The organism is Streptomyces sp. NPDC042336, from assembly GCF_055581985.1.
In genome coordinates this window covers 691,414-706,988 of record NZ_JBVJEA010000001.1, presented here as the reverse complement: position 1 = coordinate 706,988, position 15,575 = coordinate 691,414, and the positions used below count along the sequence as shown (strand labels likewise).

The window sequence follows — 15,575 nt, the reverse complement described above, 5'->3', positions numbered from 1 at the left end:
GCCTCGCGGATCCGGCGCGATCCGGCAGCCTTGAACGACAGCACTCGGGCAACAGCACTCGGGCAACAGTTAAGGAGTACGACGCGTGTCCTCTCTCTTCCCGGCCCTCTCCCCGGCCCCGGCCGGCGCTCCGGCCGGCCGGCCCGCCCTGCGGTTCGGCGAGCGCTCCCTGACGTACGCGGAACTCGCCGCCGCGGCGGGCGCCACGGCCGGGCGGATCGGCGGGGCCGGCCGGGTCGCGGTCTGGGCCGCCCCGGCGATGGAGACCGCCGTCGCCGTGGTCGCGGCGCTACTGGCCGGGGTCGCGGCCGTGCCGCTCAACCCGAAGTCCGGCGACAGGGAACTCGCGCACATCCTCTCCGACAGCGCGCCCTCCCTGGTCCTGGCACCCCCAGGCAGCGAACTCCCGTCCGCCCTGGGCGCCCTGGAGCGCGTCGACGTCGACGTGCGGGCCCGCGGGAGCGTCCCCGAGGACCGCGCCGACGAGGGCGACCCCGCGCTGGTCGTCTACACCTCCGGCACCACCGGGCCGCCCAAGGGCGCCGTCATCCCCCGGCGGGCGCTCGCGGCGACCCTGGACGCGCTCGCCGACGCCTGGCAGTGGACCGGCGACGACGTGCTGGTGCAGGGGCTGCCGCTGTTCCACGTGCACGGGCTGGTCCTCGGCATCCTCGGCCCGCTGCGCCGGGGCGGGTCGGTGCGGCACCTGGGCAGGTTCTCCACCGAGGGCGCGGCGCGGGAGCTGAACGACGGCGCGACCATGCTGTTCGGCGTGCCGACGATGTACCACCGGATCGCCGAATCGCTCCCCGGCGACCCGGAGCTGGCCAAGGCACTCGCCGGGGCCCGGCTGCTGGTGTCGGGATCGGCCGCGCTGCCGGTGCACGACCACGAGCGGATCGCCGCCGCCACGGGCCGCCGGGTCGTCGAGCGGTACGGCATGACGGAGACGCTGATGAACACCAGCGTGCGCGCCGACGGCGAGCCGCGCGCCGGGACGGTGGGCGTGCCGCTGCCCGGCGTGGAGCTGCGGCTGGTGGAGGAGGACGGCACCCCGATCGCGGCGCTCGACGGGGAGAGCGTCGGCGAGATCCAGGTGCGCGGCCCCAACCTGTTCACCGAGTACCTGGGCCGCCCCGACGCCACCGCCGCCGCCTTCACCGAGGACGGCTTCTTCCGCACCGGCGACATGGCGGTGCGCGACCCCGACGGCTATGTCCGCATCGTGGGCCGCAAGGCCACCGACCTGATCAAGAGCGGCGGGTACAAGATCGGGGCGGGCGAGATCGAGAACGCGCTGCTCGAACACCCCGGGGTGCGGGAGGCCGCGGTCACCGGGGAGCCCGACCCCGACCTCGGGGAGCGGATCGTGGCCTGGATCGTCCCGGCCGACCCCGCCGCGCCGCCCGCCCTCGGCACGCTGGCCGACCACGTCGCCGCCCGGCTCGCTCCGCACAAGCGGCCCCGGGTCGTCCGGTACCTCGACGCGCTGCCCCGCAACGACATGGGGAAGATCATGAAGCGGGCGCTGGACCGTGGCTGAGCGCCTGACCGCGCGGGAGTTCCTCGCCCTCGTCACCGACGACGCCACCTTCGCCGAACTCCCCCACGCGGACGGCGCCTGGCCGCCCGACGGCCCGCTCGGCTGGCCCGGCTACGACGCCTCGCGGGCCCGTGCCGCCGAACGCACCGGCGAGGCGGAGTCCGCCGTCTGCGGCACCGGCCGCGTCGAGGGCACCCGGGCCGTGCTGGTCTCCTTCGAGTTCGGCTTCCTGGGCGGCTCCCTGGGCCACCGCACCGGCGACCGGATCGAGGCGGCGTACGCGTACGCCCGTGAACACCGGCTGCCGGTCGTGCCGTTGGTCGCCACCGGCGGCAGCCGGATGCAGGAGGGGATGCTCGCGCTGACCCAGTTGCAGCGGGTGGCCCGGCAGTCGGCGCTCACCCGGGCGGCGGGGCTGGCGCAGATCGCGGTGGTGCGGGACCCGGCGACCGGGGGCGGCTGGGCGACGCTGGGCGCGGGCGCCGACGTGGTCCTCGCCCTGCCCGGCGCCCAGGTCGGTTTCGCGGGCTCGCGGGTCAGGCCGCCCGACGCCGACCCGGCGGCGTACACGGCCGAGGCCCAGCTGGCGGCGGGCAGCGTGGACGCCGTCGTACCGCCCGGGGAGCTGCGCGCGACCCTGGGGAGGTGGCTGCGGCTGCTGGCGGCGCCGTCGGACGGTCCGGCGCCGGTGCCCGGGCCGCTGGGCGTGCGGGACCTGCCGGCCGACGGCTGGGAGGCGGTACGGCGGGCCCGCGCCGCCGGACGCCCGCGCGCGGGGGCCTACCTGGACGCCTACTTCACCGACCGCGTCGCCCTGTCAGGCGACCGCTGCGGCGGCCGGGACGCGGAGGGCATGCTCTGCGGATTCGGCACGCACGCGGGCCGGACGGTGGCGTACGCCGCCCAGACGGGCACGGCGACCCGGCCCGCCGGGTACCGCACGGCGACCCGGCTGCTCCGTCTCGCGGACCGGCTCGGCATCCCGGTGCTGACCCTGGTGGACACCCCGGGCGCGGCCAACGACGCGGAGGCGGAGCGGGCGGGGGTGGGTCCGGCGGTCGCGGACCTGTTCGGTGCCATGGCCTCGGTGCGCACGCCGGTCACCACGCTGGTGATCGGCGAGGGCGGCTCGGGCGGGGCGCTGGCCCTGGCCGCGCCGGGCAGGACCTGGGCGACCCCGGACAGCTACTTCTCCGTCATCGCGCCGGAGCACGCGGCGGCGATCCTGAAGCGCCCGCCCGAGGAGGTGGAGGCGACGGCCGGTCAACTGCGGCTGCACCCGCAGGACTTGGCCCAGCTTGGCGTGATCCGAACAAGCGAGCAGGTGTTCCCTGGAACAGGTGATCGTCGCTCTGAAGAGCGCATGTGACTGCAGGGACCAACGATACTTACGGTGTGCGAGCGACGGGCTGCAGACCGTAGTCGCGCATCTGTCCCACGTAGGTCCCACACATGAACAGCGCAAGGAGCTGCACGATCATGAACCTTCTCACCGACATCCTCGCCGGTCTCGTCCACTTCGTCGGCTGGCTGGTCTGACGGTCCGAGAAACCGACGGCGCCGCCTCCCCGTCCCAGGGAGGCGGCGCCGTCCGCGTGTGGGCGGGCGGATGCGGTGCGGCCTACCGCACGGCCACCGCCCGCACGATCTCCTGGGTGACCGAGCCACCCCTCTCGTCGCGCGCCGAGGCCCGCAGCGAGACGTGCTCGGCGTCGCGCGGCACGTTCAGCGTCCCCTGCCAGGACGCCTTCCCGTCACCGCCGCGCAGCGCGACCTGCCGCCAGGTCTTCCCCGCGTCGTACGACACCTCCAGCTTTCCGCCGCCGATCGTCCCGGTGTCCGGGGCGCCCGCCACGTACCCGGCGCCGAGCCCGATCGGCAGCTTCTTGCCGGCGCGCACCTTCCCCGCGAGGTCGGTGTCCACGTCGAAGGAGAGGTTGATCAGCGGCAGGAAGGTCCACCGGTCGTCCGGCGTGGCCGCCGACCGGAAGGTCCACTCCGCGTGGCCCCTCGTCGCGAGCGGCCAGCGTGCCGCGTCCAGCGCGGTGTCGGTGACGAGCTTGTAGGTGTGCTCGTCGGCCGGCGCGTCCCACACGTACGCGGCGGAACTCGGCCCCTGGTCGGCCAGTTCACCGTCCAGGTACACCGACGTGGTCTGCGACATGCCGCTGTCCTCGTTCCACACGTCGCCGAAGCCGGTGTGGTCGGGTCCCGAGTCGCCCCAGCCGGGCGCGTTGAACTGGAGCCGGTTCCCGGCGCGCTGCTGTCCCCAGCCGAGCCCGGTGCCGAGGTAGGGGTGCCACACCGGCTTGAACCAGTCCAGCTCGGCGCGCGAGCCGCCCCGGTAGTCGACCAGTCCGCCGCGCTCCTCCAGTGCCTCGCCGGCGCTCGTCACGGTCTCGTGCCACAGCTGGCCGGGCCCGGTGGACACGTACTCGGTGCGTTCGGCGGGGTAGTCGATCCGCTCCCGGAAGCCGAGGCCGATCGGGAAAGTGTCGGTGATCGAGTACCGGAACTCGCCGCCGCTCGCCGGTCGGGCGGCGTGGTACCTGGTGTGCAGCACGGCGAGGTCGCGGTGTCCCGGCCGGTAGGTGAGGTCCCGGTCGGGCACGGCGCCCTTGTGTCCCTCGGACAGGTCGTACACGTAGGGCGTGTTGCGGGTGCCGGTCATGTCGACCCGTCCGGCCCGGTGCAGCCGGCGGGCGTCGGCCGCGGAGACCGTGGCGATCTGGAGCGGCCGGTCGGCGTTGTCGTCGGTGCCCCACCAGGACATCAGCCGTCCGGCGGCGTCGTCGGTCACGAACAGCGCCTTGACGCCCGCGTCCTGCGCGGCCTGGGCGAGCGCGGCCGGCTCCGTCCCCTCGGTGAGCCGGGCGAGGACCGCCTTGCCGCGTACACCGCCCGGGAAGGGCCCGGCCCCGACGTCCCCGACGTCGACCAGGGGCAGCCGGGTGCGGCCCTCGATCAGGGTGCCGCCGGACTGGACGACGGCCTCGCCGATGCCCTCGACCTCGAGGAGCGGCTTGCCGAGCCGCCACACGGTCCGGTACTCGAAGCCGCCCTGGGTCACCTTCTTCGTGGGCGCGGCGAAGACGCTGTCGTACGTCAGCGGCACCTGGACGGCTCCGAACAGATCGGAGCCGTTCGCGCTGCGGTCGTACTCCATGAGGAGCTGCCGGGTCTCGGTGCGCCGGTCGACGTCGGCGCTGATCTCACGCAGTTCGCGGCCGTCCAGGGTGATCTCGCGGTCCCGGTCGAGGACGACCTCCGGTGCGGCGAGGAAGCCGAGGCCGAGGGAGTCGGCGCCGTGGCTGCCGCGCACGTCGAGGAAGGACGACAGGCTGTACGTCCCGCGCGGGAGCCGCAGCTCCAGGGTGCCGGACTCCCGGACGTGCGCGGGGACGGGATCGACGCCCTCGGTGAGCCGCTGGACGGTCAGGTCGGCCGGCGTCGCGGCGCCGGAGCGGTCCTTGACGTGCACCGTGAGCGAGTACCGCTCGTCCTCCTTGACCAGCCCGAACGCGGTGTGCGCGAGGGTCTTCCCGCTCGCGTCGGCCGCGACGATCTGCCCGCCCGTGGTGCCGACCGGCGCCCTGGACCCGTCCCCGGTGACCGTGGTGGCGGCGGTGCCGTGCGCGGGCACGGTCAGGGAGGTGTCGGCGAGGGTGGCGACGCCCTCGGGGGCGCCCCGCACGGACAGCTTCAACTCGACTGCGGCGTCCGAGGAGTTGGTGTACGTGACCGTCCTGGTGACCGGCTCGTTCGACGCGTACGGCCAGGAGTGGAAGCCCAGGTCGGCGCTGCCGGTGGCGGTGACGTCGGCCTGGACCGCGTCGGGCACGCTCACCCGGCCCGCGCCCAACTGGTAGACGGAGGCGTCCAGTTCCTTCGACGTGGACATCAGCGCGTCCTTGAGCCGCGCGCCGCTCCAGTCGGGGTGCTCCTCGGCGAGCAGGGCGGCCACCCCGGCGATGTGCGGCGTCGCCATCGACGTACCGTCCATGCTGGTGTAGTCGCCGCTGCCCTCGGCGAGCCGGGAGCGGGCGGCGAGGATGCCGACACCCGGTGCCGACAGGTCGGGCTTGAGCGCGTTGTCCCCGTACCGGGGCCCCGCGCTGGTGAACCAGGCGGCCTGGTCGGCCGAGTCGACGGCGCCGACGGTGAGGGCGGCGTCGGCCGCGCCGGGCGAGCCTATGGAGGACGGGGAACCGGTGTTCCCGGCCGCGATCACGAACAGGGCGCCGGTCTCGCGGGACAGGGTGTCGACGGCCTCGGCCATCGGGTCGGTGCCGTCGCTGGGCTCGGTGGAGCCGAGGCTCATGGAGACGATGTCGGCGTCCACGTCCCGGGCCGCCCACTCCATGCCCGCGATGATCTCCGACTCGCTGCCGAAGCCCTCGTCGTCGAGGACCTTGCCGACCGCGAGCGTGGCGCCGGGCGCGACGCCCTTCTCCTTGCCGTCGGAGGCCGCGCCGCTGCCGCCCACGGTGGAGGTGACGTGCGTGCCGTGACCGTGCCGGTCGGCGACCTCCTCGCCCGGGATGAAGCTCCGGCTCTGCGCGATCCGCCCCGCGAGGTCGGGGTGCCCGGCGTCGACGCCGCTGTCCAGCACGGCCACGGTGACGCCCTTGCCGGTCAGTCCGGCCTGCCAGGCCTCGGGTGTGCCGATCTGCGCGTTGGACTCGGCCATGGCCGCGGTGACCCGCCCGTCGAGCCACACCCCGTCGACACCGGTGCCGCCACGGGTGAATTCCCGCCAGAATTCCCGCCCCTTGACGGCCTCGACGGCGGCCCCGCGCACGCTGGGCAGCGACCGGGTCCGCTCGACGCCCCGCGGGGTGGCCGCCCGCACCCCCTTGCCGTAGGTCACGATCAGCGGCAGTTCGCCGGTCTCGCTGTCGGCGAGCCCCTGCTCCAGCAGTTCACCGACGTCGAAAAGCCGTGCGTCGAGGCTGCCGTCGCGCAGGTAGGGCAGGGCCTCGTCCGGTACGACGGTGGTCCGGCCGCCGGAACTGCTGGTGCGCACGGCCCCGGTGGCGCCCTCGGGCCGCTCGACCGTGACGGTCTTCCGGCCGCCGCCGAGATCGGCGACGGTCACCCGGTCGCCGGTGACGAGGGTGACGGTGCGGGCCGCGCCGGCCGCGCGGGCGGCCGCCGTCCGGGGGTGCGGCGGGTCCGGGGGCGGATCCTGCGCCGCCGCCGTCCCGGCCGGCAGCAGCGCGATCACGAGCCCCGCCGACAGGAGGGTCGCCCCACGTCTGACTGGTCCTGTGCTCATCCACGTCTCTCTTCGTGTCGTCGTAGAGTGCTGTGACGAGTGCTGTGAGCAGTCTCAGGGGGCCCGTGGGGCAGGGGAGTTGACCAGGGGCGGCGGTTAGTCGCCCTGGCGGGTTCCCGCCAGCGGCCGGACGGCCCGGCGGCACGGGAGGGGACACGGCCGAGTACCGTCCGTCACAATGGTGCTGCGCACGGACACGTACGGCACACGGGGAGCGAGCGGCGTCATGGACGGGTTGGTCGAGTTCAAGACCGAGGACGGCGTGCGGGTGGTCGTCGAGGGCGTCGAGGACGAGGACGGCGCGCGGCTGGTCTCGCGCGGCGACGGCCCGGCCCGCGCGGCCCGCACCTTCGAGGACTCCCTGGATGGTGTGCGGGCGGCGGCCGCGTCCGCGCTGCGGGTCTTCCGGGACGGCACGCTCAGACCCGACGCGGTGGAGCTGGAGTTCGGGGTCAAGCTGAGCGCGGAGGCCGGCGCGGTCATCGCCAAGGGCTCGGCGGAGGGCCATCTGGTGGTGAGACTGAGCTGGTCGCCACAGCCGTCCCCGGCCCGTTCCGAGCCGCGGCCGTCCCCGGCGGGTCCCGAGACCCCGGACGCCGCCGCGCTGTCATGAGCGGTGCCGAGTGGCACGCCCGCGTCGAGTGCGGCAAGGAGGTCGGTGCCGGATTCCTCGTCTCCGCCCGCCGGTTGCTCACCTGCGCCCATGTCGTCAGGTGGGCCGACCGCGCGCCGGTGACGGTGACCTTCCCGGGGCGCCGGGAGCTGGGCGAGCTGTCCTGCACGGTCGCCGTGCACGGCGGCTGGCGGGACGGCGCCGCCGACCTCGGCGACCTGGCCGTACTGGAACTGGACCGGGAGGTGCCGCTGGCCCCGGCCGTCTTCGCCCGACCCGGCACGGAGCGGACCGCACCCGCCCCCGAGCTGATCGCCTACGGCTTCCCCAAGGGGTACGACGAGGGCATGCTCGCTTCCTACCGCGCCCTGCCGGGACCGCTCATCTCCGGCGAGTGGGTCCAGTTGGAGGCGCTCACGGCGCACGGGCAGCCGCTGGCCGCCGGGTTCAGCGGCGCGGCGCTGACGCTGGCCGACGGCACGGTCGTCGGCATGGTCTCCGCCGTCGCCGGCGCCCGGGACGTGCGCGTCGGCAGGATGCTGCCCGTCGAGGTCATGGCGCGCTACTGGCCGGAGCTGGGCGAGCTGGTGCCCACCCCCGGCCATCGGGCGGACGCCCGCAGGCGGCTGTACGCGCTGGTGCGCCGGGCCGAGGAGGTCGGCCTGGACTGCGATCCGAACCGGCTGTACGTCTCCGCCATGGACGCCTTCGACCCACCGCTGCCGGAGGGCGGTTTCGCCTCCCTGCGGGAGGCCGCCGCGTACGTGCAGTGGGAGGTGCCGGACCCGGCGGCCGTGGCCCGGTTCGCCGACCGGCTGGCGGAGCGGCTGCACGCCCCGCCGCCGCGCCCCGCGACCTGGTCGCCCATCGTCGTGGAGATCGACCACAGCGGGGCAGGCGCCGACCAGGTCACCGTCGAGGTGTCCGCCTACCGGGACGGGCAGCGCCGCCCGGTGGGCTCGCGCCGGCTGCCCCGCGGCGCGGTGCGCTCCTTCGTGCAGGAACGCATCGACGAGGCCTGCGCCCAGCTCGATCCCGGCGCCGACGAACTGCTCACCTTCGTGCTCCCGCGCGAGTGGCTGAACGAACCGGTGGCGCACTGGGAGTGCGGGGAGGACGACTCCACGCCGCTGGGCTGCGCCTACCCGCTGGTGGTCACCGACCGGTACCGCCACCGCAGCGGACGCCTGCGCCACCAGCTGCGGAAGAAGTGGCACCGGCTCGGCTCCGGTCCGGGCGGCAGGCTGCACCGGGTGGACTGCGACACCCGGGAGCGGCCGGCCGGACTGCGCAAACGGCTGCGGGACGACGCGGAGCTGGCCGGGTTCGCCACCCCGCCCTCGGCCGCGCCGGAGTACTTCGAGGTCGGCCTCAACCTCCCGGTCCCGGTGCTGCTGTGGCCGCGCCGGGACTGCCCCGGCGAGGAGGGTCCCGACGGCCGGTGCGCCGGCACGGCGTTCCTCGACGAGCTGGCGGCGTCCGTGGCGGGCGTGCCGCCGTCCGAACTCCCCCGGCTGGTGATGGAGTTGCGCGAGACGGCGGACGCGGCGGACGCCCCGGACGAGCACTGGGCGCGTGACGTACAGCTCCTGTGGGACGATCCCCGCTGCTTCGCCGAGCCGCCCGCCCTTCTCCACTCCCCGGTCGGCTGAACCGCCCGCCGCGCCCATGCACCGACGCACCCCGACGAACCGCGACCGCGACGAACCGACCGCCGGACCCGACGACGTACCCGCCGCACCGACCGCCCGGAGAGAAGAACCCATGCCCCTGTGGCCCGTCTACACCGGCGCGCCTGCCCCCCACGACGGCATCACCCGGCTGCCCCCGCCCCCGCCCTGGCGGGCCTTCGACGGCGGGCCCCTGCTCGATCCGCCGGACGCGGACGGCGACGCCGCTGCCGCCTCGCCCGACCGCGCCCACCGGGCCGCGACCTACCAGGCCACCGAGGACACGGTGCAGTTGGTCAACGCGGCCCTGTATCTGCGGCGGCCGCTGCTGGTCACCGGGCCGCCCGGCACCGGGAAGTCGTCGCTGGCCTACGCGGTCGCCCGTGAGCTGCGGCTCGGCCCGGTCCTGAGGTGGAACATCACCAGCCGCAGCACCCTGGGCGACGGCCTCTACACCTACGACCCGCTCTCCCGCCTGTACGCGGCGCGCCACACCACGCAGCCGTCCGACGCCCCCGCCGCGGCCACGGGCGTCGAGGACCACCTGCGGCTGGGCCCGCTCGGCACCGCCCTGCTGCCCTACGCCCGGCCGCGCGCCCTGCTCATCGACGAGATCGACAAGAGCGACCTCGACCTGCCGAACGACCTGCTGCACGTCCTGGAGGAGGGACAGTACGAGATCCCCGAACTGGTCCGTGCCTCCCGGGACATCCCCGGCGGTCACGCCGAGGTCCTGATCGACGGCGCCGACCAGCGGGTGCCGGTGGAGCACGGCCGGGTCCGCTGCAACGCCTTCCCCTTCGTCGTCCTCACCAGCAACGGCGAGCGCGAGTTCCCGCCCGCCTTCCTGCGCCGCTGCGTCTCGCTGCGGCTGCGGCAGCCGGACGACGACCACCTCGCCGAGATCGTCCGCGCCCACCTGGGCGAGCCCGACGGGTACGCGCGGCAGCTGATCCACCGGTTCCTGTCCCGGGTGGGCAGCGGCGAACTGGCCACGGACCAGCTGCTCAACGCCATCTACCTGGCCCGTTCCTCCGGTCTGGGCGCCGACTCCCTGGACGGGCTGGCCGAGCAGCTGATGCCGTACCTCGGCCGGTCCGCGCAGCCCGACGCCTTCTGATGCCCACCGACCGCCCCGGCGCACCGGGCCCGCCACCCCTGCCCCGCCTCGCCGACATCCTCGGCCGGTCGGCGGCCACGGGGGACCGGCCGACCCCGCTGGAGCTGGCCGAACTCCTGTGGCTGGCCGGGCAGATGGAGCCCACGGCGCCCGATTCCCCGAACCCCCCGGCGTCCGGGCCCCGACCGGAGGAACCGCCCCCGGCCCGTGCGGCCACCCCCGAGCAGCACCGGGACCACCGGGCGGACCGGCGCCCGGACCGGGACCGGGACCGGGACCCGCACGGGCGCCGCTCCCGGGACGACCGGCCGGCCGGACCCCCTCCCCCGTCCGAGGCCCCCCGCACCCCCCTGCGCCTGCCGTCCCCGGCCCCCGCCCCGGGCACCTCGGCGGCCCAGCCGCACAGCGCCCTGCTCGCGCCCGCGCCGCCGATGCTGCGCCACACGCTGGCGCTGCAGCGCTCCCTGCGTCCACTGAAGCGCCGCAGCGACGCACCCGTGGGCCAGGAGGTGGACGAGTCCGCGACGGCCGACCGCATCGCACGCCTCGGTGCCGGGCCCGAGTGGTGGCTGCCCGTGCTGCGCCCCGTACGGGAGCGGTGGCTGTGCCTGCACCTGGTGCACGACGCGGGCCCCACGATGCCCGTCTGGCAGCCCCTGGTACGCGAACTGCACGCCGCGCTCGCCCAGTCGGGCGTCTTCCGCACCGTCACCCTGCACCGCGCGGAACCCGACGGCACCGTCCGCGGGGACGGTGCCCAGATCCCCGCCGACGGCCGTACGGTCATGCTGCTGATCAGCGACTGCATGGGGCCGCAGTGGCGCGAGGGCCCGGCCGGTACCCGCTGGTTCGGCACGCTGCGCCGCTGGGCGCGCCGCACACCGCTGGCCGTTCTCCAGCCGCTGCCCGAGCAGTTGTGGCGGGACACCGCCCTGCCGCCGGTCCCGGGCCGGCTGTCCGCCCCGCACCGGGCCGCGCCCAGCGCCTCGCTCGCCTTCACCCCCTACGACGGCACCGCGCCCCGGGCCCCCGAGGGCGCCGTGTACGTCCCCGTGCTGGAGCCGGGCCCCGAGTGGCTGGCGAACTGGGCCGCGCTGGTGGCGAGTCCGGGCGGCACCCCGTACCCGGGCGCCGCCGCAGCGCTGCACCAGCCGTTGCCCGCCGACGCCGACGACCGCACCGACCTCGCGCGGCTGTCGCCCGGGGAACTCGTCCTGCGCTTTCGCGCCAGCGCCTCCCCGCAGGCCTACCGGCTGGCCGGCCACCTCGCGCTCGGACGCCCCGACCTGCCGGTGATGCGGCTGGTGCAGGCGGCGGTCGAGCCGGACCCGCGGCCCCAGCACCTGGCCGAGGTCATCCTCGGCGGACTGCTCACCACGGTCCCCGGGCCGCCCGGCTCCTACGCCTTCCGCCCCGGCGTGCGCGAGCTGCTCCTGCGCGGGCTGCCCCGCACCGCCCGCAACCGCACCCACGACCTGCTGCTGCGCACCGGCGGCCTGATCGACGAGCGGGCGGGCCGCTCGCCCGGCGAGTTCCGGGCGCTCATCCCCTCCCGCGAGGGCACCGAGCGGGCCGACGGGAGCGAGTCGTTCGCGGCGATCAGCGAGGAGAGCGCCCGGCAGCTGACGGTGCGGGCGCGGCCCGCCGTCCCGGCGCCCTTCCCGCCCGCCCTCGGCGCCCGCTACCGGCCCACGCGCCGGCTCACCCCGTCGGGGAGGATCTGGCTGGCGGAGGACACCGGACCGGAGCGGGCGGCGCCGGACCGGACGGCTCCGGACCCGTCGCCGACGAACCGGACGGTGGCGATCCGGCTGCACGACGCGGACACCGACCCTGCCTCGCGCCGGACGTTCCTGCGCAACGCGGCGCGGCTGACGCGGATGTCCCACCCGAACCTGGTGACGGTGCTCGACGCCGGCATCGAGGACGACGTCCCCTACGTCGTCATGGAGCATCTCGACGGCATAGCGCTGGGCGCCCTCACCCGGTCCGACGGCCGGCTGCTGCCGGTGCCGCTGACGGTGTCGGTGGGGGCGCAGCTGGCCCGGGCGCTCACCGCCCTGCACGGGGCGGGCCTCGCCCACGGCGGCCCGGAGGCGTCCCGCGTGGTCCTCCTGCCGGACGGCACGGTCCGGCTCAGCCTCTTCGAGCCGACGCTGGGCTCGGGCCCGGGCAGGCGCTCCGCGGACCTGCGGGCCCTGTGCGACCTCCTGCTGGGGCTGACCTCGGGCTCCTCGCACCTGACCGTCCCGATCGACTCCCGCCGCCTGGACCGGCTGCCCCACGCCCTGCGCATCCACTACGCGCACGCCCTCGACCAGCTGATGTCGCCCTCGGCGGCGGCGCAGGCCCGCGGTCTGGAACTGCTCGCGGACCCGCACCTGCCGGCCCGGGCGAAGGAGGCGTACCGGCCGCGCCGCTACCGTGCCCTGGGCCCGCTGCGGGTCACCCTCCCGGACGGCTCGTCCGGCCCCGGCCCCGAGCTGCGCGCGCTGCTCGCGATGCTGCTGCTCAAGCACGGCCGCACGGTGACGCACGAGGAGCTGCGGTGGGGGCTGTGGGATCCGGGCGACGAGCCCCGCAACCCCCGGGCCGAGGTGACCCGCCTCGCGACGCGGCTGGCGGACGTCCTGGGCCCGGGCGTCCTCGCGAAGTCCGCCCACGGCTACGCCCTGCACACCAGCGCCGACGACCTGGACCTGGTGCGCTGCGACGAGCTGGTGCGGCGCGCCGACGCGGCCGGGCTGCGGGACGCGCTCACCGAGGCCCACGGTCTGGTCACCGAGGCGCTGGCGCTGTGGCACGACGCCGCGCCCCTGGCGGACGTGCCCGGCCCCGCCGCCCGCACCGCCCGCACCCGTCTGCTGCGGCTGCGGCTCGCCCTGCACACCAAGCGCGCCGAGCTCGACCTGGCCCTCGGCGAGTACGACCGGGCCTCCACCGAACTGTCCGAACTGCTGCGGGCCCACCCCCACCGGGAGGACTTCCGCCGCCTGTATCTGATCGCGCTGCGCCGCCAGGGCCGGGGCGAGGAGGCCCTGGAGGTGTACGAGGAGTACGAGCTGTCCGGGGGACGCAGCCCGGCCCTGACGGCGCTGGGCCGGGAGCTGCGCGAGGAGCACGCCGGGCCGGCGGACGACGCGCCGTGGTCGGAGTACGAGGAGCGGCCCCAGGGCCCGGACGGCACCGAATCCGTCGTGGCCGCGCCGGACGAGCTGCCGGAGGGCCCCTTCCCCACGGAGGACCGCCTGTGGACACCGCTGCTGGCGGACGACGCGGAGCACGACACGGCACGGGCCCCGGAGAACAGGGCGGAGCGGGAGGAAAGAGAGGAGAGGGAGGAGAGGGAGGAGCGCGAGGCACGACGGGCAGCGCTGCGGGACGCGATGCGGGACGAGGGACCGGAACCGGAACCGGAACTGGACGGGGAGCCGGGACCCGACCCGGGGGACGGGGAACCGGACGACCCGGAGTACGACCTCGACACCGGTTTCCGCGCCTGCGCCCGCTACGCCTTCGCCGCAGAGCCGGAGAGCCGTGGGAGCCCGGGGACCCCGGTGGACTCCGGTGCCCGCGCGGCCCTGCACGGCGTGGTCGCTGACCTGCTGGCGGGCAGCGGCATGGACGGCGCCTCCTACCAGCTCCTGGACGACGACGGCGGCCTGCTGGTGCTGCTGTCGCCGCGCGCCGAGGCCGCCCCGCTGCTGAGGGCGACCGTGGCGGGCCTGCCCGGGCTGCTGCCGCACCTGGGCGGCCGACGGCTGCGGGCGGAGTTCTGGCAGCTGGAGTTCTGGCTGGACGGCATCGGGGAGCAGGCCTTCCGGGCCGCCGAGGAGTCGGTCGGCGCGGTCCTCGACGCCTCCCCCGCGCGGGCGGTCGTCGCCCTCTCCGACTCCCTCTACTACGACGAGGTGTGCGAGGAGGGCCAGGACGGCCCCGTCTTCCCGCCGGACCTCTTCCGACCGCTGCCCGACGACACCGGCTGGTACCACCTGGTCGGCGATGCCGGCACCCGGGAGGCGCCCACGGCCACCCGGAACCGCTGAACGCCTCGCGCGCCCCCCGTTCAGCGGCACCCCGCCCGGCCCCCTCCAGCGGGCGCCCGCCCGCTGGGCCGCGCACGATCGGTGCCTAGGAGGCCGTCCACCGGGCGGTCCCGCACGGTCCGCGCTCTCGGGAGGATTCGCCATGACCGCCAGTACTGCCAACACCGCCAGTCTGGAGGCGCTGCGCCGCTGCCACTTCGCCGTCGACCTGGGCGCGGCGCGGACCCGCGTCTACGTGAAGGGTGCCGGGCTCGTCGTCGACCAGCCGTCCGCCGCGGCGGTCAACACCCGCACCGGCGCGCTCATCGCGGTCGGCGAGCTCGCGGAGAAGATGACCGGCCGCACCCCCGGCTACATCCGCGTCGTGCGACCGGTCTCCGGCGGCACGGTGGTCGACATCGAGATGGCCCAGCGCATGCTGCGCCACCTGCTCGGCGACCGGGTCCGCCGGGCCCTGCGCCGCAAGCCCCGGCTGCGGGCCGCCGTCTGCACCCCGCACGACGCGGACCCGCTGTCCCAGCGCGCGGCGATCGAGACGCTGGTCGGGCTGGGCGCGCGCCGCGTGGAGCTGGTCGACACGCTCATCGCGGCGGCGGTCGGCTGCGGACTGCCGGTGGAGCAGCCGGAGGCCACCATGATCATGGTGTGCGGCGCGCACGCCACGCAGGTCGCGGTGCTCTCCCTCGGCTCGATCGTGACCGCCGAGCGCATCCCGGTGGGCGGCGAGGCCGTGGACCACGCGATCGTGCAGCTGCTGCGCCACCAGCACGAGCTGGTGCTGCCCAGCCAGTCCGTGCGCCCGCTGCAACTCGCCCTGTCCGGCAACGGGCTGACCCCGCAGGGGCCGGCGTCCACCGAGATCCACGGCCGGGACGTGGCGACCGGGCTGGCCCGCAGTGTGCGGGTCGACACCGCCACGGTGCGCAACGCCATCCAGACGCCGCTCACCGCCGTGCTCGACGGCATCGGCAAGGTGCTGCGGGACTGCCCGCCGGACCTGGTGGCGGACCTCGCCGACCGCGGGATCATGATGGTCGGCGGGAGCGCGCTGCTGCCGGGCTTCGACCAGATGCTGCGCCAGGCCACCGGCATGCCGGTGCACATCGCGGAGCGGCCCGACGTGTGCGCGGTCCAGGGCCTCGGCAGCATGCTGGAGGGCCGGGTCGAGCCGCTCGTCCTGCACCCGACGACCGCCGACTCCGACTGATCCGCCGCCCGGAGCCCCGGACGGCGGATGCGCCCGGGGCACTGGAGGGACGCGGGCGGGCCGAGAGGGCCCAAGGACCGAGGAAGCCGAGGAAGCCG

The 15,575-nt window shown here is 75.8% G+C and carries 8 protein-coding genes; 7 read left to right on the top strand and 1 reads right to left on the bottom strand.

The annotated features are described in order from the left end of the window. Positions 1 to 85 precede the first annotated feature (85 nt). Both ACZ6IM_RS03245 and ACZ6IM_RS03240 read left to right on the top strand, forming a co-directional pair. Positions 86 to 1,543 carry an acyl-CoA synthetase gene (locus ACZ6IM_RS03245; RefSeq protein WP_052842412.1) on the top strand — a complete coding sequence of 486 codons (1,458 nt, stop codon included), beginning with the start codon at positions 86 to 88 and terminating at the stop codon, positions 1,541 to 1,543. Then, positions 1,536 to 2,912, top strand: a complete 1,377-nt coding sequence (locus ACZ6IM_RS03240) for a carboxyl transferase domain-containing protein (protein ID WP_469554004.1) — start codon at positions 1,536 to 1,538, stop codon at positions 2,910 to 2,912. The genes ACZ6IM_RS03245 and ACZ6IM_RS03240 overlap by 8 nt, the downstream gene beginning before the upstream one ends. A gap of 252 nt (positions 2,913 to 3,164) precedes the next feature. On the opposite strand, the gene ACZ6IM_RS03235 is transcribed toward ACZ6IM_RS03240, so the two are convergent. Further along, positions 3,165 to 6,821 carry a S8 family serine peptidase gene (locus ACZ6IM_RS03235; RefSeq protein ID WP_469554002.1) on the bottom strand — a complete coding sequence of 1,219 codons (3,657 nt, stop codon included), beginning with the start codon at positions 6,819 to 6,821 and terminating at the stop codon, positions 3,165 to 3,167. Between the two features lie 226 nt (positions 6,822 to 7,047). Between ACZ6IM_RS03235 and ACZ6IM_RS03230 the strand changes: the two genes are divergently transcribed. The 5 genes from ACZ6IM_RS03230 to ACZ6IM_RS03210 all read left to right on the top strand — a co-directional run bounded on the left by ACZ6IM_RS03230 (position 7,048) and on the right by ACZ6IM_RS03210 (position 15,477). Beyond that, entirely contained in the window at positions 7,048 to 7,434 is a 387-nt protein-coding gene (locus ACZ6IM_RS03230; protein ID WP_052842433.1) for a CU044_2847 family protein, read from the top strand. Further along, entirely contained in the window at positions 7,431 to 9,086 is a 1,656-nt protein-coding gene (locus ACZ6IM_RS03225) for a VMAP-C domain-containing protein (RefSeq protein ID WP_052842415.1), read from the top strand. The genes ACZ6IM_RS03230 and ACZ6IM_RS03225 overlap by 4 nt, the downstream gene beginning before the upstream one ends. A gap of 112 nt (positions 9,087 to 9,198) precedes the next feature. Continuing rightward, positions 9,199 to 10,224 (top strand): AAA family ATPase, encoded by a 1,026-nt coding sequence (locus ACZ6IM_RS03220; RefSeq protein WP_469554000.1) that lies wholly within the window; start codon positions 9,199 to 9,201, stop codon positions 10,222 to 10,224. After that, positions 10,224 to 14,270, top strand: a complete 4,047-nt coding sequence (locus tag ACZ6IM_RS03215; RefSeq protein ID WP_469553998.1) for an SAV_2336 N-terminal domain-related protein — start codon at positions 10,224 to 10,226, stop codon at positions 14,268 to 14,270. Before ACZ6IM_RS03220 ends, ACZ6IM_RS03215 begins: the two co-directional genes overlap by 1 nt. 142 nt (positions 14,271 to 14,412) lie before the next feature. Beyond that, positions 14,413 to 15,477: a rod shape-determining protein gene (locus ACZ6IM_RS03210; protein ID WP_052842418.1), complete on the top strand. Its 1,065-nt coding sequence runs from the start codon at positions 14,413 to 14,415 to the stop codon at positions 15,475 to 15,477. Positions 15,478 to 15,575: the final 98 nt, after the last annotated feature.